At 40.4% G+C, this 23,791-nt stretch carries 17 protein-coding genes; 13 read left to right on the top strand and 4 right to left on the bottom strand.

Annotated features, from left to right (window positions below; all coding sequences use genetic code 11):
- Positions 1-8: 8 nt before the first annotated feature.
- The 4 genes from AACU25_RS25095 to AACU25_RS25080 form a co-directional block, all read right to left on the bottom strand.
- Positions 9-1,172: a DUF3095 family protein gene (locus AACU25_RS25095; protein WP_096580313.1), complete on the bottom strand. Its 1,164-nt coding sequence runs from the start codon at positions 1,170-1,172 to the stop codon at positions 9-11.
- Positions 1,173-1,523: 351 nt separating this feature from the next.
- Positions 1,524-4,091 (bottom strand): two-partner secretion domain-containing protein, encoded by a 2,568-nt coding sequence (locus AACU25_RS25090; RefSeq protein ID WP_321206646.1) that lies wholly within the window; start codon positions 4,089-4,091, stop codon positions 1,524-1,526.
- Positions 4,092-4,256: 165 nt separating this feature from the next.
- Entirely contained in the window at positions 4,257-4,787 is a 531-nt protein-coding gene (locus AACU25_RS25085; protein WP_096580311.1) for a DUF2808 domain-containing protein, read from the bottom strand.
- 1,183 nt (positions 4,788-5,970) lie between these two features.
- Positions 5,971-6,330: a DOPA 4,5-dioxygenase family protein gene (locus AACU25_RS25080; RefSeq protein WP_096580309.1), complete on the bottom strand. Its 360-nt coding sequence runs from the start codon at positions 6,328-6,330 to the stop codon at positions 5,971-5,973.
- A 539-nt stretch (positions 6,331-6,869) separates the two neighbouring features.
- Here AACU25_RS25080 and AACU25_RS25075 point away from each other — a divergent pair.
- The 13 genes from AACU25_RS25075 to AACU25_RS25015 all read left to right on the top strand — a co-directional run bounded on the left by AACU25_RS25075 (position 6,870) and on the right by AACU25_RS25015 (position 23,748).
- On the top strand, positions 6,870-7,433 hold the full coding sequence (locus tag AACU25_RS25075; RefSeq protein WP_321206645.1) for a Pvc16 family protein: 564 nt from the start codon (positions 6,870-6,872) through the stop codon (positions 7,431-7,433).
- Between the two features lie 14 nt (positions 7,434-7,447).
- On the top strand, positions 7,448-8,641 hold the full coding sequence (locus AACU25_RS25070) for a hypothetical protein (protein WP_096580303.1): 1,194 nt from the start codon (positions 7,448-7,450) through the stop codon (positions 8,639-8,641).
- A gap of 11 nt (positions 8,642-8,652) precedes the next feature.
- Positions 8,653-10,155, top strand: a complete 1,503-nt coding sequence (locus AACU25_RS25065; protein WP_096580301.1) for a phage tail sheath family protein — start codon at positions 8,653-8,655, stop codon at positions 10,153-10,155.
- A gap of 55 nt (positions 10,156-10,210) precedes the next feature.
- A complete protein-coding gene (locus tag AACU25_RS25060) occupies positions 10,211-10,648 on the top strand; it encodes a phage tail protein (protein WP_096580299.1) in 438 nt (145 codons plus the stop codon).
- Positions 10,649-10,804: 156 nt separating this feature from the next.
- A complete protein-coding gene (locus AACU25_RS25055; RefSeq protein ID WP_096580297.1) occupies positions 10,805-11,284 on the top strand; it encodes a phage tail protein in 480 nt (159 codons plus the stop codon).
- Between the two features lie 181 nt (positions 11,285-11,465).
- Positions 11,466-11,639 (top strand): DUF5908 family protein, encoded by a 174-nt coding sequence (locus AACU25_RS25050; RefSeq protein ID WP_190445710.1) that lies wholly within the window; start codon positions 11,466-11,468, stop codon positions 11,637-11,639.
- Positions 11,640-11,720: 81 nt separating this feature from the next.
- Complete coding sequence (locus tag AACU25_RS25045) at positions 11,721-12,428, top strand: CIS tube protein (protein ID WP_321206644.1); 708 nt, start codon at positions 11,721-11,723, stop codon at positions 12,426-12,428.
- Positions 12,425-14,197 carry a type VI secretion system tip protein VgrG gene (gene vgrG / locus AACU25_RS25040; protein WP_096580295.1) on the top strand — a complete coding sequence of 591 codons (1,773 nt, stop codon included), beginning with the start codon at positions 12,425-12,427 and terminating at the stop codon, positions 14,195-14,197. Before AACU25_RS25045 ends, vgrG begins: the two co-directional genes overlap by 4 nt.
- Positions 14,198-14,229: 32 nt before the next feature.
- Positions 14,230-14,532 (top strand): PAAR domain-containing protein, encoded by a 303-nt coding sequence (locus tag AACU25_RS25035; RefSeq protein WP_096580293.1) that lies wholly within the window; start codon positions 14,230-14,232, stop codon positions 14,530-14,532.
- Position 14,533: 1 nt separating this feature from the next.
- A complete protein-coding gene (locus AACU25_RS25030; RefSeq protein ID WP_096580291.1) occupies positions 14,534-14,959 on the top strand; it encodes a GPW/gp25 family protein in 426 nt (141 codons plus the stop codon).
- A gap of 199 nt (positions 14,960-15,158) precedes the next feature.
- Complete coding sequence (locus AACU25_RS25025) at positions 15,159-18,851, top strand: hypothetical protein (RefSeq protein WP_096580289.1); 3,693 nt, start codon at positions 15,159-15,161, stop codon at positions 18,849-18,851.
- A 197-nt stretch (positions 18,852-19,048) separates the two neighbouring features.
- The gene (locus AACU25_RS25020) at positions 19,049-19,537 is read left to right on the top strand and encodes a carbohydrate-binding protein (RefSeq protein ID WP_096580287.1); all 489 of its coding nucleotides are present in this window, start codon (positions 19,049-19,051) and stop codon (positions 19,535-19,537) included.
- Between the two features lie 170 nt (positions 19,538-19,707).
- Positions 19,708-23,748, top strand: a complete 4,041-nt coding sequence (locus AACU25_RS25015) for a hypothetical protein (RefSeq protein WP_096580285.1) — start codon at positions 19,708-19,710, stop codon at positions 23,746-23,748.
- Positions 23,749-23,791 lie beyond the last annotated feature (43 nt).

Genomic DNA, 23,791 nt, shown 5'->3' with positions numbered 1-23,791 from the left:
CAATACCACTAATTTTCTAACATTTGCTGTTTTATTTGTTTTGCTGCTAGAGTATATCCACCATCAGCAGCATCAACTAAATGTACTTCTTGATTACCTATCAAGCAAGTAACTAGAGCGCGGTTAGAGATATGTAATCCAAAATATATTTTACCTTCTTGTTGTAATTTCTGGAGATATATTTGAAATATTTCTCTTTTTTCTGTATGGCAAGATATTGTCATTTTTAGCGAACCATCAAACTTTTTATACTCGGAAGATTTAATTAAGTTTTTCTTACCTTTAAAAAAAATAAGTAATATTTTATTATGTATTTGTTCGATAATAATTTTTATTTTAAAAATTAATTTTGCTATCTGAATATTAAAACTATTTTTGGTTGCTAAATTTAATCTCATTAAAACTTGGCCTCTATCTGTCCGGATATCGGCTAATCTAAATTTCGATTTAGATGCAGATAGTGGATGGCATTCTTCAAGTGATCCAAAAATATATTCCATCTTAGATAGTATTTCTTGATAAATATGTCTTTGGCTTTGAAAATCATCACCTTTAGCTTTAATAATTAGCGATAAAATTTCGTCTTTGTGGCTGAAAAAATCCTCGAAAGGACAAGCAAATCCAGAGTAATCAGCTTTTTTATGGATTTGATAATTATCGGGAATCAAATAATTAGCACTTTCTTGATGATTTTTGACTAGATATTCTGCATAATCAATACCGTTACCAATAGCTATCATCTGTAAATATTTAGGTGAAATTTGATATTTTCCTATTTTTAGCCTGTAGCCAGATTCATAAATCTTTCTGAGTGGCACACATCCAACTCTTAGCTTAAGATTAAAAATCTCTTGCACTAATTTACAAGTATCAGATAAAACACTTTCTACATCAGAAATTATTATTTTTGGTATCAACAAAGTAATCCCATCACCGCCAAATATAAATGGTAATTGTTGATGTGGATTGAGATTGATTACTGCAACGAGTGAAAGAGCGCTAGCCATGTTTACATACTTGTATTCTCCTTTTTCTATTGCTTTTGTAGAATTAACTACATCTGTAATTACAAGATACCAATCTTCGGGCGCATCTAAATAAAGATCTAAATTAGTAAAGTCTTTGAAGTTGTTAAACGTAGTTAATTGTTCATAAAAATACAAATTTGACATATAAACTTATCCTAAGATACTTTCCTTCCCTTTTGTTCTGCATTCTTTCTACTGCTTTATGTTACCCAAATAGGTTGAATGATGAACATCAATGAAAAAAACTAAGTAATAGCTAAACAACCACAAATATTGTTAAATTTTAAATAGAGTAATTGCCAGGGTACGAACATAATTATCAGCGATCGCATTGCAACGATGAGGAACAAGATTTACAAGCTTTGCAATCGTCCAGATGGCTCTGTTTTGAGTAATCTAATCGGCATTTAAGTTACATTATTTGGGCAAAGTTAAACAATTGATAATTTTATCAACTATTTTTGAGATTCTAAAAAACTTACCCTTGAAAGGACTTCAATGAATACAGTTAGTTTGCTTTTGCCAAGAACTATAGGGGGTAACATTGGCTGTATTAGCTGTGAGAATTACCTCGCCTTTGGGGGTAATTGCCCAGCCTGTAGCTTCGACAATTTTTGCGGGTGCAGATTTAGGATAATTTTGACTCACAGTTGCGCCAGTAGCGGTGTCAGCAACTCTATCAACAGCAATCCAATCGGCTAGCACAGCATCACTATTCAGGGTTTCTGTGGGGCTGGAAGGGATACCACCACGGCCAGTCACAGTAAAGCTGCTTTGATTATTGCCTGCAATGACTCGACAAGTTTGATCGAGTGTGAGTTTTACTGGTTGGGTGGGCAAATTTACTAAGCCCTTATTGGGGTCAATACCAGGTGTGTCTATATTTACTATGCCGCTTAAATTGGGGTTTGTCTGGGAAATAGCTGTGATGTCGTTACTTAGTAGCAGTTGGGGGTTAAGTTTTGTTGGGTCATTGGTGTTGAGTAACCTGACTAAATCCTCCCGGCTTAACTGTTCTATCCCAAAAATGCCAAAAGCGTTGATTTGAACTTTACCACCAGAGCCAGTAAAGGCATTGGCTGTGATATCGCTATTTTCTTCAGGAACACCAACAATAAAGCCATTAGAGGTATTAACTGTGATATTGCCACCATTACCACCACCACCAGTTGTCCCTGCTGTGGTAGAAATTTGACTATTATTGCGTAACAACAGTAAGTTTTGGACTTGTAGAATTAAGTCTCCACCATTACCAGATACTGTTTCAGCAACTATTTTGCTTTGTCTATCCAAACGAACTTCACGGGCATTAACTGCTAATTGTCCGGCATTACCGGAACCTAAAGCTTCTACAGTAGCTCTCGCTCGATCCTGTACAATTAACCTGTCTGTAGTCACAAATAATGAACCCGCCTCACCACTACCTCGGCTACGCGCAAATAAGCCACTGGGGTCTTTATCAACTGGCGTTGTACCACTCAGTTCTATTAACTCAGAAGCGCGTACTGTCAAATTGCCACCATTACCCCGGCTATTGACGTTTGTACCAGATGTTACTACTCCTCCACCTCGAGTAATTAATTGCTTGGTGTCAATTATTAAGGAACCTGCGTTTCCTACATCGAGCGTTTGAGTAAATAAGCCACTAGGGAAATCTAAAAAAGACGCGCCTTTAACATCAATTAAATCGGCAGTTACTTTCAAGGTTCCGCCATTACCTCTACCTCGCCTAGCACTAGTTGCAATGTTTGCGCCACCTTCAACAATTAATTTTCCGGTTTCTATAGTTAAAGGGCCAGCTACGCCATCTCCAAAAGTTTGAGTAAACAAACCACTAGGAAAACCGTTAAAAGGTTTTCCTTGGGGAATAGTACCGCTAACTTGCACAAAGTCGGTAGCTTTAATTGTTAGACTTCCACCTGCGCCTGTTGAACCTGGAGTAGTAGCAGCTTTGATTTGCGAACCATCTTGCAGAATTAACTGTTCTGCTTGTACAGAGATACCTCGACCATTTTCGCTACCTGTTGTTTCTGCTTGGATGATAGAACCATCGCTAATTTTTATTTGCTTACCTTGCAACTGGATATAACCACTACCTAAACCATCAGCTAAGACAACAGCGAGATTATTCAATGAAATATTTGCAGGGGTGACGTTACTAGGAAAGCTTAAAGCTTGGGTGTTGCTATCCAGGTTAATTCCTACTGTTCCACTTCCTAATATTCCACCGACAGCTATTTGTCCGCTAAGGGATTGGAGTGTTCTGCGAGTGTCTACTAAGGTACCGTTACCGCTGAGGTTAATATTGCCACCGACTAAGGCTAAAGTTTTACCTGTTGGAACTTCTAGCGCACCGAATTGATTGATATCTTTCCCTGGTTGATCGAATTGCAAACCAATGGGTGTACTGATTGTCAGTAAAGGTTTTGTTTGGGGCGCAGTGGCACTAAAAACACTACCATCGGCAAAGTTGATACTGTTGGCTGTACTCGCCACAAATGAACCACCTACATTGAGGGTGGCATTTGCGCCAAAAAAGATGCCATTGGGATTAATTAAAAATAAGTTGGCGTTAGAACCAGCAGTAGCTAGCCTACCTAAAATTTCTGAGCGATTATTACCTGTAACGCGCACTAAAATATTCTGTAGATTAGCGCTAGGACTTAAAAAAACTGCTGAACGCCCTTCGCTAATGTTAAATTCTAAAAAACTGTGAAAGAGATTATTACCACGAGTCGCTCCGCCTGCGATCGCTTCCGTAGGATTACCTTGGTAGTTTTGTATAACTTGAGAACTTTCATTGCCTAGTAGGTTATCAGGAGCGATCGCACTTTGGGCGAATACAGTATTTGTCATCGCCAAGCTAATGCCAAAGCTGAATCCGCCAACCCTTACTAAACCTAATTGCCAAAAACAATTTTTGCTACTTTGAGCCATCTCAAGATTTGCCTCTGCTCTATAACTACCAACGAAAACGCCATGAATAGCGCCTGCAATGGCATCGTGTATAAATTTATCTCTAATTAGAGATGCAAAATTTTTTAGAGGTGTTACTCCTAACATCTCTACCCATTAAAAAAGATAATCAATGGCAAATTGGCATTATACCAATTAGTAATTCCTCATACTCATAAAAATGAAATAGGGACGCACATCTGTACGCCCCCAATAGTGGTTTGGAAACAATTGCAAATTTAATTACCAGACTTAGTTACGGTAGTTATCCAGTTAGAAGTCGTTTTGGTAAAACTGTAACCTTGCTACACCCAGAGATTGACCTTCTGTACTTTGATCTACGGGAGCAGCCTTGACATTAAACAAGTAAAATCCTTCGTAAGCAGGATTACGATATGGTTTGAGAGCAATGGTGACGGTTTGACCAGGTGGTAGAGGCTGTGCAAATTGGATTGTCACAGTATTATCTTGATTGGGGTTACTGGCGATCGCAACTGGCAGATTTTCTCCAGCGCGATTGCTGGTTCCCACAAAGGCGCTACTTTGTTGAGCATCAAACTCAATATTTTCGCCACCTTGAATCTGTGTCAGTGTCACCTGTTGTAAGGGTTTGGTTGCAGAAGCGGGTACAGCGACAGTGAAATAATAGGTTGCTGTCGAGACATTGGTTTGGTTGTATGTAGTTCTAGCACTCAGAGGTGCTGAAACATCAGTATTAGCAGCATAAGTTTTGGAAATCGGCAGCAAACAGAGTCCAAAACTGAGAGCTAAGACAGCTTTAGATAATCTAGAAATATTCTTCATGACAGTTACGGGATGGATACGGATGGATACGGATGGATAGTTAAACTAGGCTTTAAAATGAGCAAACCAATTGCAAAAGCATCCTCAAGTTATAGCCAATTTATGACTATAAGCTGATGTCACATTTGCTGATTTGCCATAAGTAAGTAGACGAAGAAACTATGCCAGCGTCATATATCTGGCGGTTTCTCATCATATCGAAGACTTCATCTTCCTCAGCCTAATTTTCGGAACATGGCAAATATATTCTGGCTTAATTATTGAGATTTTTACAAGTAAAATATATCAATAACTAAATATTTTTTTTGCTTTACAAACACCCATAATCCCATGTGATTTAGAGCGTTTTTATGGCTTTCAAAATATAGGCTGTAATCCAAGTGAAGATGTTTTAATCCAGCATAGAAGAGAGGTTTTCATGCTTTATCCCTGTAATTTATCTCATGAACTTCTAGCTTTAAATTGTTCAGTTCGATGTTTTATTGGTTATATTTACAAGATAAAACCAGGTAAATAATTGAATCAAATATTCTTTCTTGTTAAAAGGATAAATAAAAATTATCGATATCAATATTGTGATGCAGAAGCAGCTAAAAATATTAAATTTAATATCTGTGTCATTCGAGTAGGAGGCATTACACTGTAGCTAACGCACATCACCATTTATAATATTAAAAAATTAAATCGAATTCCAACAGGACTTACGCAACTGGTACACTAATCTTCTGGTTTAAGAGTCAACAGTCAAGGGTCAAGGGTCAAAAATTCAAGTTTTTTGGACTTTTGATTCTTGACTCTGGACAGCCTCAACGAAAAAAATGTGACACTTGCGTAAGTCCTATCCAATATTTATGTTGGAAGCAGCTTAAGTAATACCAATTCTTTAAAATTAAGTTACATATAGGGAGCAAGGTAATACTATCTGTAAACAAACATTAAAGGCATGGTATTACAATTACTAATCACAAATTATCAGGACTTACGCAACTGGCACAGTGATCCTCTGGCATAAGAGTCAAGAGTCAAGGGGAGCCAGCGCCGTGGGCGGGTTTCCCGACTTGTTCGCGTAGCGTCTCCGACAGGAGAGGCGACTGGCGTTCAAAAATGGAGGTTTTTTGGACTCTTGACATTTGACCCCGGGCAAACCTAAACTAAAAAAATATGACACTTGCGTAAGTCTTAATTATAATTTTGTACTAATTTGCTTCAGAACATGAATGTTCAGATCTAACTTATTTCCTAACCATAAAGAATGGTCTGTATGATCTGCGACATCATCACCAGTTAAAGGGTGAACCAAAATATCTAACCCTTCACGATGAAGCATTAACCAAGGAACAACCTTAGCAAACTGATCTGGAGCGAATGCTACTTGATACATTGATTGAGGATGTGGGCCGATAGGCTTTTCATGCCAACGTCCCAATTGAACATCAAAATTAGCGCCTAATCCTTCCCTTACACGAGAAGCCGCCTCACGAGTTGCAATATCAAAGTAAACATGAGCGTGAAACCCTGTAATACCAACATTATTTTCTGTCATAGCTCTTAACTCCACTTAGGACTACCAAAATTATCTCTTTGCTTTGTCGGCAGAGGAAGTATAGGGAGGTGAGGGAGATGAAATAATTTTTATTGCCAAGCATATAAATGAGACTGGTCTTTTTACTCAGCACTCACGAGCCAGGATCATAAAACTTAACTTTCCGCAAAAACTGAATTTTGCTACGTTCTGTAGGTTTTGATAACAGAACTAAGCGACTAAAAATACAGAGAATAAAAATAAATATTACATTCGTCAGAAGAAAAGGCGAAAAAAAGATATTGTCTTTAATGATTAATAATCAGGTTATAAATCAGCTTGCAGTTCGGGAAAAATTACCCGAAAACCTTCTCAGCAGTACTCCAGTCACTCTAGAGTTTTGCGGAAAAGATATATAAATATTTTAAAAATATTCTTAAAATTTTATGGGCATTTTTATATACAAGTGCCCTACTTTAACTAGTTACTAGTACTTATGTAGATGAAAACATCCAGGCATCTGCTGATTTATTCACCAACTTCTTATGATATTTGATGCAATGAGGTTGATACAGGTTGCTTTGCAACGCTACATCTTGGAGATGGAGCCAGAACTTGGAGCCGGGCCGATTGTGCTGATAGATAACATTGCTATGGCTGAAGAACTCGGTGGCCCCAACAATCAATTGAATGGCCATGTAGTGATGAGTCTAGTAAATCTCCAAGAGGAGACTACTTTGAAAAATTCTTCTTACTATCGGTTGGAAAACAATCGCACAATCTATCAAAACCCACCGATTCACCTCAACCTGTTCATCCTTTTTTCCGCACTACATAATAAGTACGATACAGCCCTCAGACTCTTGTCGCGGGTAGTGGAGTTTTTTCAATCGCAAACCGAAATCTCGTTTAAAGCTACACCTGGAACTGGTATTGGTTCACGCGATATCAGGATAGTACCAGACCTTTATTCCCTCTCCTTTGAGCAACTTAATCATCTCTGGGGGTCTTTAGGTGGCAAACAAGTACCTTTTGTTCTCTATCGTGCCCGTTTAGTAGCCGTAGAAGCGCAAAAACGCCAGGCGGAAAGTGAAGTCATTACTGGAATCTCTATCAATGAGTGAGGGGAGAAGTAGCGATGAATCTATACAAAAGGCTCCTCAATTTAGAACTCTGGCATGACTATTATTTAGGTCAACCTGAGCCGCCAGAGTCTCTACCAAGCAATTATGACATCTCTGGTACGTTGGCTGTAGTTCCGACTCTAGAGTGTTTGCGATCGCTTCGCAATCTGCGTTGGGTTTTTCGTCCCCAGCCTTGCGGTGGAAGCATCTTTGCTCAGGTAGTGGAGGTGTCGCCTAATGTATTTAAGACGCTGCTGAAAATTGATCGACCATTAAGGCTGACATTTTGGCTAGTAGTGCGCGATCGCTATTTTGCCAATTTCACAAATCTACCCCTGACTACAACTCGCCAGCAAATTTACTATTTCTCCAACGTTTCTGGCAATCAAGGACAAGCTTTATTTCTGACGCAACCTTTATCGGCCTACACAGCTAACAGTGAATACAGTGTAGGACAATTAGTTAGCTACGCAGGTAAAACCCTGGAAGCCTTGCGCTACCAAGCCTCTGCCAGTGCTATTCCTAATGATAGTGATTGGCAAACCTTACCCAATACCCAGTATGTTTCTCAACTAGACTTGCTATCGCGTCAGAGGCTTGAGCGCACATATAGCATTAATAACGCCAATCCAGGCGATCGCTTTCGCTTCACTTTGGTAGATATAAATCAACAGGAAACTTACGCTAAGGAAGTCACGATTTCAGATCAGCATACTCCTGGTAATGATTTTGCCGTTAACTTAAATTTTGCGGGGCAAATTCCTGGACGCTATCGGCTGTTACTCAATGGTGCAGAAGTTGATGAGTTTGTACTTTTTGACCCCTTTGCGGGAAGGGATGCATTTGCCTTAGTTGAAATTGCTGTCAATTCCAATGTCGTACCCACAGCGTTTAACTTCTTACAACCCGACGTAGACAAAACCCTAATTCAACCCAAAACCTACGTTATTCGTTATAAAAATCGCTCAACTCGCTGGCGCTATCGCTACGAGAAACCGCATGGCTTTACTGCTGACAAATTACCTGATTTTGAATTAATAGATGCTAAAACTTATGCGACAAAAAGACCACTGGGTTTACGCCTGCAACCTGATAGTTTGCTTACAGACGGTAAAGATAATCCACTACCAGCACCAGGAGTAGCTTTAATTAAACCCGAAACTAAGCAACCATCTGGTCTCACCATTTATTCTGACATCCATTTGTAGAGTAAAAAACTATGCCAAGCACCTACAAAACTCCAGGGGTTTACATCGAGGAAATCTCCAAGTTACCCCCCTCTATAGCTGAAGTAGCAACTGCGATTCCCGCTTTTGTGGGATATACTCAACAAGCTATAATTGATGGTCGTGATTTATACGCCGAGCCTGTCGCCGACCCTACCGCCGACACTGCGATCGCAGTCAAACGCATTACTTCGCTGTTGGAATACGAACAATACTTTGGTAAGACCGAGCCAGAAACCGGGATTACGGTCACCATTGTAGAACAAGTTGATGACAAAAATCCTCCCAATGCCACTGATCGCACAGTCACAGGTAGCATCAGCCAACCTTCGCCGCATAATATGTACTATGCTCTCCAGGCATTCTTTAAAAATGGTGGCGGGCCTTGCTATATCGTTTCTGTAGGCAGTGTAAAGGCAGCTAAAGGTGTAATTTTAGATAGGTTTTTACAGGCAGGTATTGAAGAAGTAGCGAAAGAAGATGAAGTGACTTTGTTTGTCTTCCCAGAATCACAAGCCCTCTATACTTTAGCTCAAGACAATAGAGTCGGTGTTTTTGGTGATGCTCTCAATCAATGTGGGTTACTGCAAGACCGATTTGTAATTATGGATCTGCAATTACCCGACCCTCAACAGACTATCAACGATGCAGCCAATAAGTTTCGCGAACTGAGTTTATCTTTGAATAACCTCAAGTATGGGGCTGTGTATGCACCCAATGTTGAGACTATTTTCAATTATGAGTATGACCCTGCGTCTGTTAGCATCATCCATCAGCAAATAAGGCCTGATAAAACTCAGACTCCTGGCCCCTTTAATGATCAAAAGATGTCTAATTTGGCACCGAGTCAAACAGACAAGAATGTAGGCAATGCCATTTTGTTTAACTTAGCCAAAGCTGCTGTAGAAGCAATTCCCCTCGTACTTCCTCCTAGTCCTCTTGTGGCGGGTCAATATGCCACAGTTGATAATACTCGCGGTGTGTTCAAGGCTCCAGCTAATGTGGCTCTCAGTTCAGTCATTAAACCCACCATCAAAATTACCAGCGCGCAACAAGAGGATCTTAACGTCCATCCGACTGGTAAATCTATCAATGCGATTCGTGCCTTTACTGGTAAAGGAACCTTGATTTGGGGCGCGAGGACTCTAGCCGGAAATGATAACGAATGGCGTTATGTGCCAGTACGCCGCTTCTTTAATATGGCCGAAGAATCGATTAAAAAAGCCACCGAGGGATTTGTCTTTGAGCCTAACGATGCCAACACCTGGGTGAAAGTGCGCGCCATGATAGAAAACTTCCTCATCTTGCAATGGCGCGCTGGCGCACTAGCGGGCGCTAAACCCGAACAAGCTTTCTTTGTAAAAGTAGGACTCAATGAAACCATGACTGCACTCGATATTCTCGAAGGTCGGATGATTATTGAGATTGGTATGGCAGTAGTACGTCCTGCGGAATTCATCATCTTGAAGTTCTCCCACAAGATGCAAGAGAGTTAATATCTGCGATCGCTAATTCCTCAATCATCAAATTAACCCATCAATCTCAACAGTTATGACTGATAATGCTTATCCTTTACCCAAATTTCATTTCCAGGTAGAGTGGGGTGGTTCTCGCCTAGGATTCACCGAAGTTTCTGGTTTGAATGTAGAAACGGACATGATCGAATACCGCGAAGGCAATATGCCCGAATATCACAAACTCAATATGCCCGGAATGCAGAAATTGAGCAAAATCACCATGAAGCGCGGCACATTCAAGAAAGACAACGATTTCTATAAATGGTGGAATACAGTAGCCCTCAACACCATTGAACGCCGCGATTTAACTATCAGCTTGCTCAATGAAAAACATGAGCCAGTCGTCGTCTGGCAAGTCAAACACGCCTGGCCTACCAAAGTTCAATCTAGCGATTTGAAAGGCGATAGTAACGAAGTCGCAATTGAAACTATTGAAATTGCCCACGAAGGTTTAACAATTCAAAATGGATAGTTAATGGTGTTGTTTGTTGACGGTTGACGGTTGACTGTTGACAAACTATGCAATAAATATCATCAACAAATACAAACCCTCAAACCCAGATGATGTAAAAGTTCTGTAATTACGAATTACGAATTACGAATTACGAATTACGAATTGGTAACAGTTATGGTGTCTGCTTATCCCCCAGTAGGTTTCTTTTTTGATGTAGTTTTTCAGGGTGAAAACCTGGATAAAGAAGCAGTAGAAACTCGCTTTCAGAGTGTGGCCGGTCTGAGTGTAGATATGCAGACTGAAACTCTCAAAGAAGGCGGTGAAAATCGCTTTGAGCATATCCTACCAGTGCGGACTAAATATAGTCCCCTGGTACTGAAACGGGGCTTAGTTAAAGATTCAAAGATGGTGAAGTGGTGTATGGATGCTATTCTCAACTTTGAAATTCGCCCGATGAATTTGTTAGTACGGTTGCTACATCTGAAGCGTTCTAATCCTAGCCAACCTCAGGCAGATATTGAACCCTTGATGACCTGGAAAGTTATTAATGCTTGGCCTAAAAAGTGGTCAATTTCCGAATTTAACGCCGAGCAGAACTCAATTGCAATTGAATCTTTGGAGTTAAATTATAGCTACTTTGAGCCACTGACTTAGGGCATTGGGCATTGGGCATTGGGCATGGGAAGATTGATTTTTATTGTTTCTTGGAAGTGCAGATCATGAAGTCTCTTGCATAATTTTTTTGTTTCACGCAAAGACTTAGAGACGCAAAGGATAAGGTGAAAAGCAGGACTTTGAAGAGAAGTCTAGTTAACAAATTTGGAGGGTAATATTGATGCCAATAGAGATTAGAGAACTGGTGATCAAAACCTCAATTAATGATGGGGAAGCAGGTCAAAATAAAACTTCTGGAACACAAGGGAAGAATGGCGCTAATGACCAAGATGCCATTATTGCAGCCTGTGTAGAACAAGTACTAGCTATCCTCAAAGAAAAATCAGAGCGCTAATCTATAGTAAAAAAGTGAAACAATATGAATTCATAGCGCTTGAATTTTGAATTTTGAATTTTGAATTCGGAGCAAAGCGACGTGACAGGTGAACTCACAAAAATTAAAATCTTGGTCTACCAGAACAAGCAAATGAATAAGAAAGTTGGAGAATTTGACCTCCCTATAAATCCGGAGCAGTTTTCTCAAGCTTTTAAAGTGGAATACGATTTATCCCAAGCTCAAGGCTCGCAAGGGAATGATCCAAAATTTAAATTTACGCGTCCTGAAGAAATGAAGCTTGATTTTACTTTTGATGGTACAAATGTTGTACCCATCAAAGGTAAACCTAATCAGTTTCATAAGAATGTCGCGCAACAAGTGCAGGATTTTCTGAATGCGGTCTACACAATGGATGGTGGAACCCACAAACCTAACTTTCTGCGCTTGTTGTGGGGTAACTTTTCTTTTGGGAATAAAAACGGCTTTGATTGCATTCTCAAAGATTTACAAATTAACTACACCCTATTTTCCCCTGATGGACAGCCATTGCGGGCTAGGCTTAGTGCTAACTTTGTTAACTACATCGAGCAAGAACGTCGGCTAAGAGAAGAAGGGAGACAATCACCTGATGTCACCCATCAACGCAAAGTCACAGCTGGCAAAACCTTACCTTTAATGACCTATGACATTTACGGTGACCCAACTTATTACCTGCAAATTGCCAAGGTGAATGGTCTGATTAATTTTCGCCGTTTAGCTACTAACACCGATTTGAGATTTCCACCGCTTGAGAAAACCGAATCATGAGCGATCTCATTGTTCCTAAAAATGCGATTTATGAGGTTAGTACTTACAAGTTGCTTGCTAATGGTAAGGACATCACCAACGATTATGCGCTGTTGTCCCTAACAATTAACTTAGTGGTGAATCGAGTACCAACAGTGCGGTTGATACTGCGAGATGGTGACCCTGCGGCAGAAACTTTTGCTAGCAGTGAAGGGCCTGACCTAGTTCCAGGTAACGAAATCACAATTTCCCTGGGTTACGATGGCAACGATCGCCAGGTATTTAAAGGATTGATTGTCAAACAAGCTCTGAAAGTGGGTACTAATGGCGACTCAATGCTCATTCTTGATTGTAAAGCTGCTGCCACCAAATTGACCGTGGGTCGCCACAGTCGCTATTTTCAGGACATCAAGGATAGTGATGCGATCGCACAAATTCTCGGTAACTACAGTATAGGAGGAGTAGAAGTTACCGACAGCAAAATAAAGCATCCGGAAATTGTCCAATACTACGCTACTGATTGGGATTTTATTCTGTCTCGCGCTGAAATGAACGGACAGATTGTTGTTGTAGAAAAGGACAAATTTAAGGTAAAATCGCCGAATACTAGCGGTAATCCCATTATTACCCTCACCTATGGCATCAATATCCTAGAGTTTGAAGCCGAAATGGACGCGCGATCGCAATATCCAGAGGTCAAGGCGCAAGCTTGGAGTTATGGCGATCAGGCGTTACTTCAGGCGGAAGGGAGGGAGCCTACAGTTAACAAACAGGGTAACCTCTCAGGTAAACAGTTGGGTAATGCGATCGCGTTGAAAGCATTCCAACTCAGTCATAGCGGTCATTTACAAACCCAAGAACTGCAAGCATGGGCAGATGCTCAATTGCTCAAAAGCCGATTAGCGAAAATTCAAGGCAGGGTGAAGATTAAAGGCTATCCTGATGCTCAAATTGATGCCCTGATTGAGTTGAAAGGAATTGGTCAGCGTTTTAACGGATTAGCCTATGTGTCTGGCATTCGTCACGAAGTTATCGGTGGAGCTTGGTTTACTCATATACAGCTTGGTATGAATTCTCAGTGGTTTTACCAGGAAGCTGATATCGTGGATAGACCAGCATCAGGAATGCTCCCTGGTGTTCATGGCTTACAAATTGGTGTAGTAGTGCAGTTGCAGAACGACCCTAATGGTGAAGACCGGATTTTAGTCAAAGTGCCTACCCTCGATTCTCAGTCTCAGGGAATTTGGACTCGTATCGCTACTCTGGATGCTGGTAACAATCGCGGTTCCTTTTTTCGCCCAGAAATTGGTGACGAAGTAGTATTAGGCTTTCTGAACGACGATCCGCGCGATGCAATTGTCTTGGGAATGCTCAACAGCAAGGCAAAACCAGCGCCCTTACAAGCTTCCGATAACAATCACCAGAAAGGATTTTTCACGCGATCGCAAATCAAAGTTACCTTCGATGATGAAAAGAAATTCATCACTCTGGAAACCCCTGGTGGTAACAAAATTACCATCTCCGATGAGGATAAGGGAATTGCTTTAAAAGACCAAAACGGTAATACCTTGACTATGAATAATAGCGGTATCGTCATGAAAAGCCCCAAAGATATCACCATCGAAGCCACTGGTAAGTTAACACTTAAAGCCAGCCAAGATACGAGCATTGAGGGATTGAACGTCAATGTTAAAGCCAATGCTCAGTTTAAAGCCCAAGGTAATGCTGGTGCGGAAGTTTCTACAAGTGCGATCGCGATTCTTAAAGGTTCTTTAGTTCAGATTAATTAATTTTAGATTTTGGATTTTAAAAGTAACTAGATATGGGAAAACCAGCTGCGCGAATTACTGATATGCACGTTTGTCCGATGCAAACTCCAGGAGTACCCCCGATTCCTCATGTGGGTGGCCCTGTAATTGGCCCTGGACAACCGAATGTCTTAATCGGTGGATTACCTGCTGCTGTATTGGGTGATACTTGTACCTGCGTTGGGCCACCAGACGCTATTGTGATAGGTTCAACAACTGTGTTGATTGGGGGGAAACCTGCAGCGCGCTTGGGCGACACTACAGCACATGGCGGCTCGATTGTTTTGGGAAATTTTACTGTATTAATCGGAGGTTGAGATGGATGAAAACGATAATGCTTTTTTGGGCACAGGCTGGGGATTTCCGCCGCAATTTAATAAAATGTCTCGCAGTGTCAGGCTTGTCAGTGCTGAGGAAGATATTAACGAAAGTCTCAAAATTCTCCTGACAACTAGCTTGGGTGAACGGGTGATGCAGCCTACCTATGGCTGTAACCTAGAAGATTTACTGTTTGAGCCTCTGAGTCCAACTGTAGCTAGCAATATTAAAGAATTAGTCAGGATTGCTATTGTTTATCATGAGCCTCGCATTCGCTTAGAACGTTTGGATCTCAACCTTGATGATCAGTTACAAGGAGTCATCAATATCACAGTAGATTACATAATTATTACTACTAATTCTCGTTTCAATTTCGTTTATCCTTTCTATTTACAAGAAGGCGTTGGTTCGTTAGCAATTATTTAAGTAGGTAGTGCAAAGAAAGATAACTAATTAAGGCTGTCATTGGTCATTGGTGAGAGTTTCAAGCCTGTTTATATTTCGTAATCTAGTTTGGTTTATTTTTAACGACTTACTTAATTTGTAGAGAAAACAAGAAAATAATATAGAAATTTGCAATGTTAAATGTAAAATCCAAATAATTAATTACGAATTACGAATTATCATGAAAATCCGCCCAGAAAAACTTAAAAATCCACTAATTCGCGATGGGGTGAGCCAGCGTCAGCGTCAGGTTCCAGCTTTATCGCCTGATTTTGTGAAGGTGGATGAAAATGACTTGGGCGATTTTCTGGTATTTGCCTATCGTTTCAGTGAGCAGGTTATTTATTACAATGATGCAAATGAAGCTGATGGTAATTGGCAAACGTTTTTTAGTGGCAATACTCCTATACAAATTGCGCTGATTAGCAAAACTCGCCCGCAAAAAATCAAAGACCAATATAGCCAGCATTTGCGAGAGTTTCTTGCTAATTTATCTGGTGAAGGCGGGCAATCAAGTCAGAAATTTGAGAAGTTTGCCTGTTTATTAGCTACTTGGATTGAAATCCTTAATCAAATATATAATTGGTATATAAGTTTAGAATCTTATACACCTCTACAATCTGTAATTAGAGGATTGGTGAAAACTAATCTTCGCGAGCCTATATTGCGGATTTGGGCTTTTGAACAAGCTTATGTAGCTGCTACTAAACAAGTAGCAAAATCAGGTAATATTTATACAAAATTTAATGAAGAATTTGGGTTAAAGCTCACTACTCCAGTAGCCGATCGCACTCCTTTTAATGCAAATTCTGTACAAGTGCGAGAGGAACTAGACGCTGTATTTCAAATTTTATTTCAGAACTATTATCAAATTATTCAACAAGCACCGCAGTATTTAGAAAAGAGTCTGCAAGCTAGACAGGATCATCAACCTTATTTAGCTCTTTATTTGGCTTTTTTGGAGGTGATGAAACCCGCAAGAGATGACCTGAATTTGATGACGCAGCGACATCTCGACTTTTTTTATCGTCAAGTACTGCGCTTGCGCGATCGCCCAGCCCAACCAGACCACGCCCACCTCATTTTTGAACTGATTAAGTCTCAAACTGAATTTGCGCTACCTGCTGGGACTCAGTTTAAAGCTGGGAAAGATGCTACTGGCAAGGATTTATTCTACAGTCTTGATGCAGATATCGTTATTCACAAAGCCCAGATTACCAGCCTCAAAGGTTTATTTTTAGACTTACAAGCAGTCAAATCTGGTGAAAAACCTCCACGCAATCCTGGTTTGTACTCCTCCCCAGTGGCGAACTCGTTTGACGGTCAGGGGGGAGATTTTCCCAAGGAACAAACTATAAAAACCTGGCTTCCCTTTGGGAATGACAAACGCCAACCCACACAATTAGGTTTAGCGATCGCATCAGATGTTTTATTGTTGCAAGAAAGTGAACGGGTGATTCAGTTCACCTTTTCCCTCAGTGGTTTGGGGACAGTACTTCCAGAAAATAAGCTGCATGAAGTCTTTGAAGTTTATCTCAGTGGTGAAAAAGAGTGGATCAAAGCCGACATTTTAAAATCAGGCGCGTCTTTAACTGGAGGTGGTACAGAAAAAACTGGCTGGAATAATTCGGAGTTGTCTTTAGTAGTGGTACTAGCGGCTGAGATTGACCCCGTTTTACCTTACCTCCCAGACAAGCCGATTCCCTATAACCCTGATGTTCCTAACTTCCCCCTCAAACTCCAGCAAGCTACACCAGTAGCGCGCATAGAATTAAAAACTCAGGTTTTAGTGGATAATTTGCCAGCATATCATTATTTCCGTACTGCCAAGCTAGATCAGGTAACCATTACCACGCGGGTGGACAAAGTTCGCAATTTGGTTGTGCAAAATGACTTAGGTGTATTAGATGCTACTAAACCTTTTCAACCTTTTGGCCCCAGACCAGCAGTAGGGTCAAAATTTTATGTTGGGAGTCGAGAAATTTTTCTGAAAAATCTTTTGGATTTGCAAATCAATATTACATGGGAAAAATTACCCGCTTCTTTGAAAGACTATTATCGCGGCTACTACGTAAGCAATGATACAAATAAACCGGACTTTGACAATTTTTCTGCAAAATTAGAGCGTTTGACTAAACGCACTTGGTCAGGTGTCGGTTTGAAGAACCCTTACGGACTTTTTACGTCAGGCGATCGCCCTCTTGTTAACGCTTCCGCAACGCCACTACAGGGTGAAGAGATTGATAATTTCACCAGCTTTGACAATCAAACAACTGGTGGTTTTTTGAGTTTCAGCCTCAATCAAGACTTTTTGCATGAAGAGTTTGTGACAAAATATGCAATTCAGACCTTGGCTGCGGCTAAAGATTTTGGAGAAGAGAAATATGTTAACGAAGCGGTCTATGAACTAAAAGACAACAGCCTAAAGCGATGGCGACCAGATGTGATATTTACTAAAGGAGAGGTAGCACCAATTACCCTCAATCAACCTTACACACCGACGATTCAATCGCTTTATCTTAAATACACCGCAGTTGCGACAACCCAGGATTGTACAATCTTTCATCTTTACCCATTTGGCGGGTTTGAGCATTTGGAGGCGAAACAGCCAGACTTTTTACCAGAGTTTATTAATGAAGGGGAATTACTAATTGGGTTAGAGAACCTCGAACCACCGACAGCATTACCTTTACTCTTCCAAGTAGCGGAAGCCAGCGCTGATACAGCGTTAAAAAAAGCTGATGTGAAATGGTTCTATTTAAAAGATAATATTTGGGAATCTTTGAGCGATCGCATTGTCAGCGACAATACCAACGGTTTAATTGCCTCTGGTATCATCCATCTGGGGATTCCCGCAGATATTAGTAAAGCTAAAACTACAATTCTCGATCCCAATTTGTATTGGCTGAAGGTGACTGTACCAGCGCGCAGTGGTGCTATCTGTCAAATCTTCGGTGTCCACACCCAAGCTGCAAGGGTGAGTTTTACAGATGAAGGTAACGATCCCAACCATTTAGCCAATCCCTTACCTGCTGGTACTATTGCCAAACAGGTTAACCCCAACCCAGAAGTCAAAACCATAGAGCAGCTCTATGACTCCTTTGGTGGGAAGATTAAAGAGCAGCCAACAGATTTTTATATCCGTATTAGCGAACATCTGCGCCACAAAGGTCGGGCTGTTACCATCTTTGACTATGAAAGATTAGTACTAGAAAAGTTTCCCGAAATTTATAAAGTTCGCTGCATCAACCACGGAGAAGTTAATCTACAAAACGGCAAGTTACAGGAATTAACACCAGGCGCAGTAACTTTAGCTGTGATTCCCAACTTAGCATTGATGGGGATTACTAATGAATTAGAACCCAAAGTTAACATTAACCTGCTACAGCAAATTGAGAAATATCTGGCTAGTATTAGTTCTCCTTGGGCTGCAATACAGGTGGTAAATCCGGCCTACGAACATATTCAGGTGGAATTTCAGGTGAAATTTAAATCTCCCTATTCCGCCAACTTTGGCTACTATCGCCGCCAACTAGAACAAGCTATCACTTATTTTCTCGCCCCTTGGACAATGGATACTCAGGCGGAAATTCAGTTTGGCGGTAAACTCTACCGTTCAGCAATTGTCAACTTTATCGAAAAACAGGAATACATAGATTATGTTGTGGATTTTAAAATGCACCAAGACACCCAGCGAGATATCCGAGAAGCGATCGCCTCTACTGCGCGATCGGTTTTAACTTCAGTCTCGTTAAAAACTAGCGCTCAAAGTCACATTATTCAAGAATTTCAAGAAACAACAATTGTACCTAATCAAAAAATTGAGTCTGGTATTTTAGGTTATGAATCTTTAGAAGATTTGGAATTGTCGTGAATGTAAGGGAATAGGAAACAAAGATTTATAAAGTTACTTTTTGTCACAAATTAGGGTTTATAGATGTTAATTTTTTATGAAAATATTCATTTATGCATGATTTTGTATAAATCTTAAATAGCAGCTTGTTTTGTACCATTAATTTTGAGGTTCGTTAATTTCTACCAACACTACAATAAATTGCAGGATTATCACTTATGTTTACCGTATCGAACGATGCCAATATCTTAAGAAGCCGCAAAGAACTTAAAAGTTTATTCAAAAATAAAAGTCGCCTCTCAGAAGACCATTTTAAAGACTTGATCACCTCCATGCTCAACAAACATGATGATCAATTTCATGGATTGTGGCAGGAGGGCAGAACCTATCATAAAGGCGATGTCGTCTATTACCAAGGTGCACTTTGGGAAATGCAAGCAGAAACCGAAATTTGCGCCCATGAAGATGAAGCACCTGGCAAAGGTAACCAATGGAAATCACTGGTCAAAGAATTAGAAAAAAAAGTCAATCAGTTGCAACATGATTTAACAGAACTGAGTAAAGCATTTGCTGAATATCAAGAGCAAATGAAAATTCGGTTACACCAATTTCTCAGATATATTACATTGCTCACCTTGGGATTAGCAATTACCTTTGTTTGGTTATTTATTGGCTCTACTCATCATATTGTTACAGGGACGAATTGAGCAAAATTTGTCATGCTACTATCAAAATAACCAGAAGTGTTGTTGATGGTTGTTATCTTCCTCAAGCACTTAAACAGAATTAATTAAATCATTGCTTTTCTGTTGCCTATCTACATGAATAAATTTTGAATTGACTTTGTTCTTTTATATCCTGAACGCACCTGAATTCCATGCTGGAATACCTAAGTATCTCGAAAAGTCAGCCCCAATTTCCCGCATATTTGAATTTTCAAACCTTGCGGGATATCGGGATTCAACACTTACAAAGTTTGTCTGGAAAACTTTGGACAGATTATAATCTGCACGATCCAGGTGTAACTATACTAGAGGTACTATGCTATGCCATAACAGATTTAGGTTATCGCAATAACTTAGATATTCAAGATTTGTTGGCAAAGGCAAATCCACAGAGTAAAGAGAACAACTTTTTTACGGTTGATGAAATACTCACCTGTAATCCAGTTACAGAACTAGATTTATGTAAGCGTCTAATTGATATTCCTGGTGTGCGTAATGCCATGCTGGAAAAAGTCACAACCTATGAACCAGATATCTATGTAGACTTTGCTAAGAGTACTCTGCAATATACTCCACCAGGCGCACAGACAAAAGACACGGCTTTTCGCCTCAATCCCCGTGGGCTTTACACTGTTAATATTGACCTCGAACCTGAATATAGTAAAAACGCCTGTGGGCAACTTTATCGTTCTTGGGCCGATGTACTAGATAATGTCAACAGCGTTTTATGTAAATATCGCAACCTCTGCGAAGATATTTATGATGTGGTAATTTTGGATGAGGAAGAAATTGCTCTCTGTACCGATATCGAATTAGCAGCTAATGCCGATGCTGAGGATGTACTGGTAGATATTTACGTACAAGTACAGTCATTTCTTTCGCCTCATCTGCGATTTTATACTCTACAAGAATTACTAGATAAAGGCAAAAGTCCCACCGAAATCTTTGCTGGTAGACCTTCAGCCCTCCACGATCCAACTTACACTAAACCTTACGATAGTCATGGTTTTATCGATACCGACGAATTAGCAGCCTTGACTCCGCCAAAAATTCTGCATACTTCAGATTTATATCAAGAAATTCTCAAAGTTCCTGGTGTAGCGGCAATTGGTAAACTGAGTATCATCAGCTACATTAACGGTTTACCGCAATCACAGCACCCTTGGTATTTGCAACTTACTGAGAAACACCGTCCGGTGCTGGGGGTGAAATATTCAAAAGTTAGATTGTTTAAAGGTAATCTTCCCATTGAAGTGAATATGGCAGAGGTGCAACGCCGCTACTACGAACAACAAGCGGCACGTATCAAAGCTTTACGCGACAAAAGTGAACTAGATTTGATTGTACCGCAAGGCAGTTATTACGACTTAGCTGATCATTATTCCATCCAGCATGATTTTCCTTTAACCTACGGCATTAGTGAGGATGGCTTACCCGATACTGCTTCCACATTACGGAAAGCCCAAGCTAGGCAATTAAAAGGATATTTGGTATTTTTCGATCAGATATTGGCAAATTATTTAGTGCAACTTTCTCATATACGCGACCTCTTTTCTTGGGAAATAGATGCAGAGGAAGAACAAAAAGGCTATGCTAACCGCACATTAGAGCAGCAGTATACTTATTTCACTCAGAGGTTAAAAAATTTTCCAGGGTGGGAAGAGATTCTCGGTGCGGAAAATTATTTACCCGCAATTGGTGAGGATGTAGATAATTCCACGAGAGAAACCTATCGCGATCGCCGTAACCGTTTTCTCGATCATTTACTAGGCCGTTTTGCGGAATCCTTTACAGATTATGTGTTGCTGAACTACCGCATATTCGAGAATCACGCGGATAAAGTGAAGCATCAAACCGAGATTATGCAGGATAAGGCGCGATTTTTACAAGACTATCCCACATTGAGCCGCGATCGCTTCCGTGCTTTTCATTATTGCAACTGTCAGGAAGTTTGGGATACCAACAATGTATCGGGTTTCAAAAAGCGGGTTTCTCGGCTGTTAGGGATTGCAGATGTGCGTCGGCGTGATTACAGTCATTATCGCGTTAAGCCAGCGCCTAAAAGTTATATCTTGGCTGTAAATTCTGGTTTAGAGAATCAGTCATTAAAAACTCGGCAAAGCTATCCTAGTCAAGCATCTGCGGCTGCGGCTAAGGAAGAGTTTTTATCATTTGCTTTACATAATCAATTTTATCAACGCCTTGCTTATAGTTATTTCTATCACTACGGCTGGCAAGTAGTAGATAAAACAGGTAAAAAGGTTTTAGTCAGATACGATCGCTATTTTCCCTCAGCAGCTGAAAATCAAGCTAATTTAAAAATTCTCCTCGCAGAATTAGCTGTGCGGCTAGCTGAAATACCAGAAGTGGAAACCCCTACTAGTACCCAAGTTGCAGATTTTATCAACATCGAATTTGACGGCGATTTATATTACTTTCGCTTAAGCATTCCGCCAACCGCATCTGCACCAGGGGAAATTATTACATTCACAGGGGTGGAAGGCTATGTTTCTCGTTCCATAACCCAAGAAAACGCGATCGCTAGCTTACAGCAAATTAAAAAGCAACGAAATTACTGTCAAAGTCGCTTAGGTGATGATAATCCCCAAAAATTCACCTACTATGGCTATGCTTTGGTAGATAACGCCGGGAAAGTATTATCGGAACGCAATCAACGGTGGTTAAAACCAGAAGAACGCGATTTAGATTTACAAAGCTGGATTAGTAGTATTCAAGCTAACCAAAATCAATTTAAATTAGCAGTAAAACCAGTTGATAAGAACTATCGTTTTGTATTGCAAAATTGTACTAACAATGAAATTCTGCTGCAAAGTTTAAACACTTATGCCACAGTAAATGCGGCTTGGCAAGCTACAGAAGCTTTTGCCGAAAGTCTGCGCTACTTCCGACGTTATGTCAGCCCAGCTAGTCAAAGCCACGGAGTAGGGATTAAAGATAAAGATGGCAACCTGATAGCTGTAGCTGATATACAACAGACTCCAGGGGAAATCTTTCAACAACTCAACTCCGTAGACTCGATGTTGCGGATTGAACTGCTACCGGAATCAACTTCTGAATATCGGTGGCAATTGCTACATGAGGGTGAGATTTTACTGCAAAGTATTCCCGGATTTGCAGATGAAAAAACAGCCCGCGATCGCTTTTATTATGATGTGCTAGGTAACTTGTTTGAGCCTGGTGCAATATCCCTCACCACCAGCAAAGAAGGTTTCGGCTTTCGCATCCTGAGTCAACCAGGTAATCGCAAAACTGAAGTTGCAATTCACCCACGTACCTATACCTCAGAAAAAGAGCAGGATGCGGCGATTAATCGTTTATTTTTCTTAATCCGCACTGCCCGTTTAATTTGTACCCCAGAAAAACAACAAGCTGGCTTTATTGGGGAAATTTACGGTGATAATCAGCAAATTATTTTACAGACTGCTCAACGTTATCAGACAGAGGCAGATGCTTGGGAACAAGGCAACACCTTAGTAGAACTGGCGCAAGATGAGGAGAATTATCGCTTAATTGACAGTGAAAATGGTGTTTATGGCTGGGAACTAACCAACGAAGGCAAAGACCAAATTCTTGCTAGTCAATATTACAGCAATAAAGATGAGCGCACGAGAGCGATCGCAACCTTGCAAGCACGCAACAATGATGAAGGATTTCATGTATTAGAGCATATTTTGTTGCGTCCGCGAACCAAAGCAAATGCTCCAGTTTTAGACGAATTTTTGCAAATTTTGGTGACTCCAGATGATGCTAAAACACAAGAGGGAGAACAACCTCGTTTAACTTGGCAAGACCCCTACTCATTTTGGGTGACTATAGTTTTACCTTACTGGCCAGAACGCTTTCGTAATATTAACTTCCGCCGATTTATTGAACAAACCCTACGTTTAGAAGCACCGGCGCACGTCGCCTTGAAAATTGCTTGGTTAGATGTGCAGCAAATGCGCGATTTTGAAGATGCTTATCACCAATGGTTAGAACAATTAGCTTTAGATGCTTGCGATGATGCAGCTTGCAATTTGACTGACGCACTTAATCAGTTGGTGGAAATTTTACCCAACCTGCGGAGTGTTTATCCCAAGGGAATTTTACTTGATTCCCAAGAAAGCGGTAATCAAGAGAATCCGATTGTATTGAATCAGACTGCGTTGGGGATAGCAATTGGTAATGGGTAATTGGTAATTGGTAATGGGTAATTGGTAATTGGTAATTGGTAAT

It is taken from the genome of Tolypothrix tenuis PCC 7101 (assembly GCF_963874875.1).
Taxonomy (GTDB): domain Bacteria; phylum Cyanobacteriota; class Cyanobacteriia; order Cyanobacteriales; family Nostocaceae; genus Aulosira; species Aulosira tenue.
The sequence above is the reverse complement of the archived record's forward strand: the minus strand, read 5'-3'. Positions and strand labels throughout refer to the sequence as shown.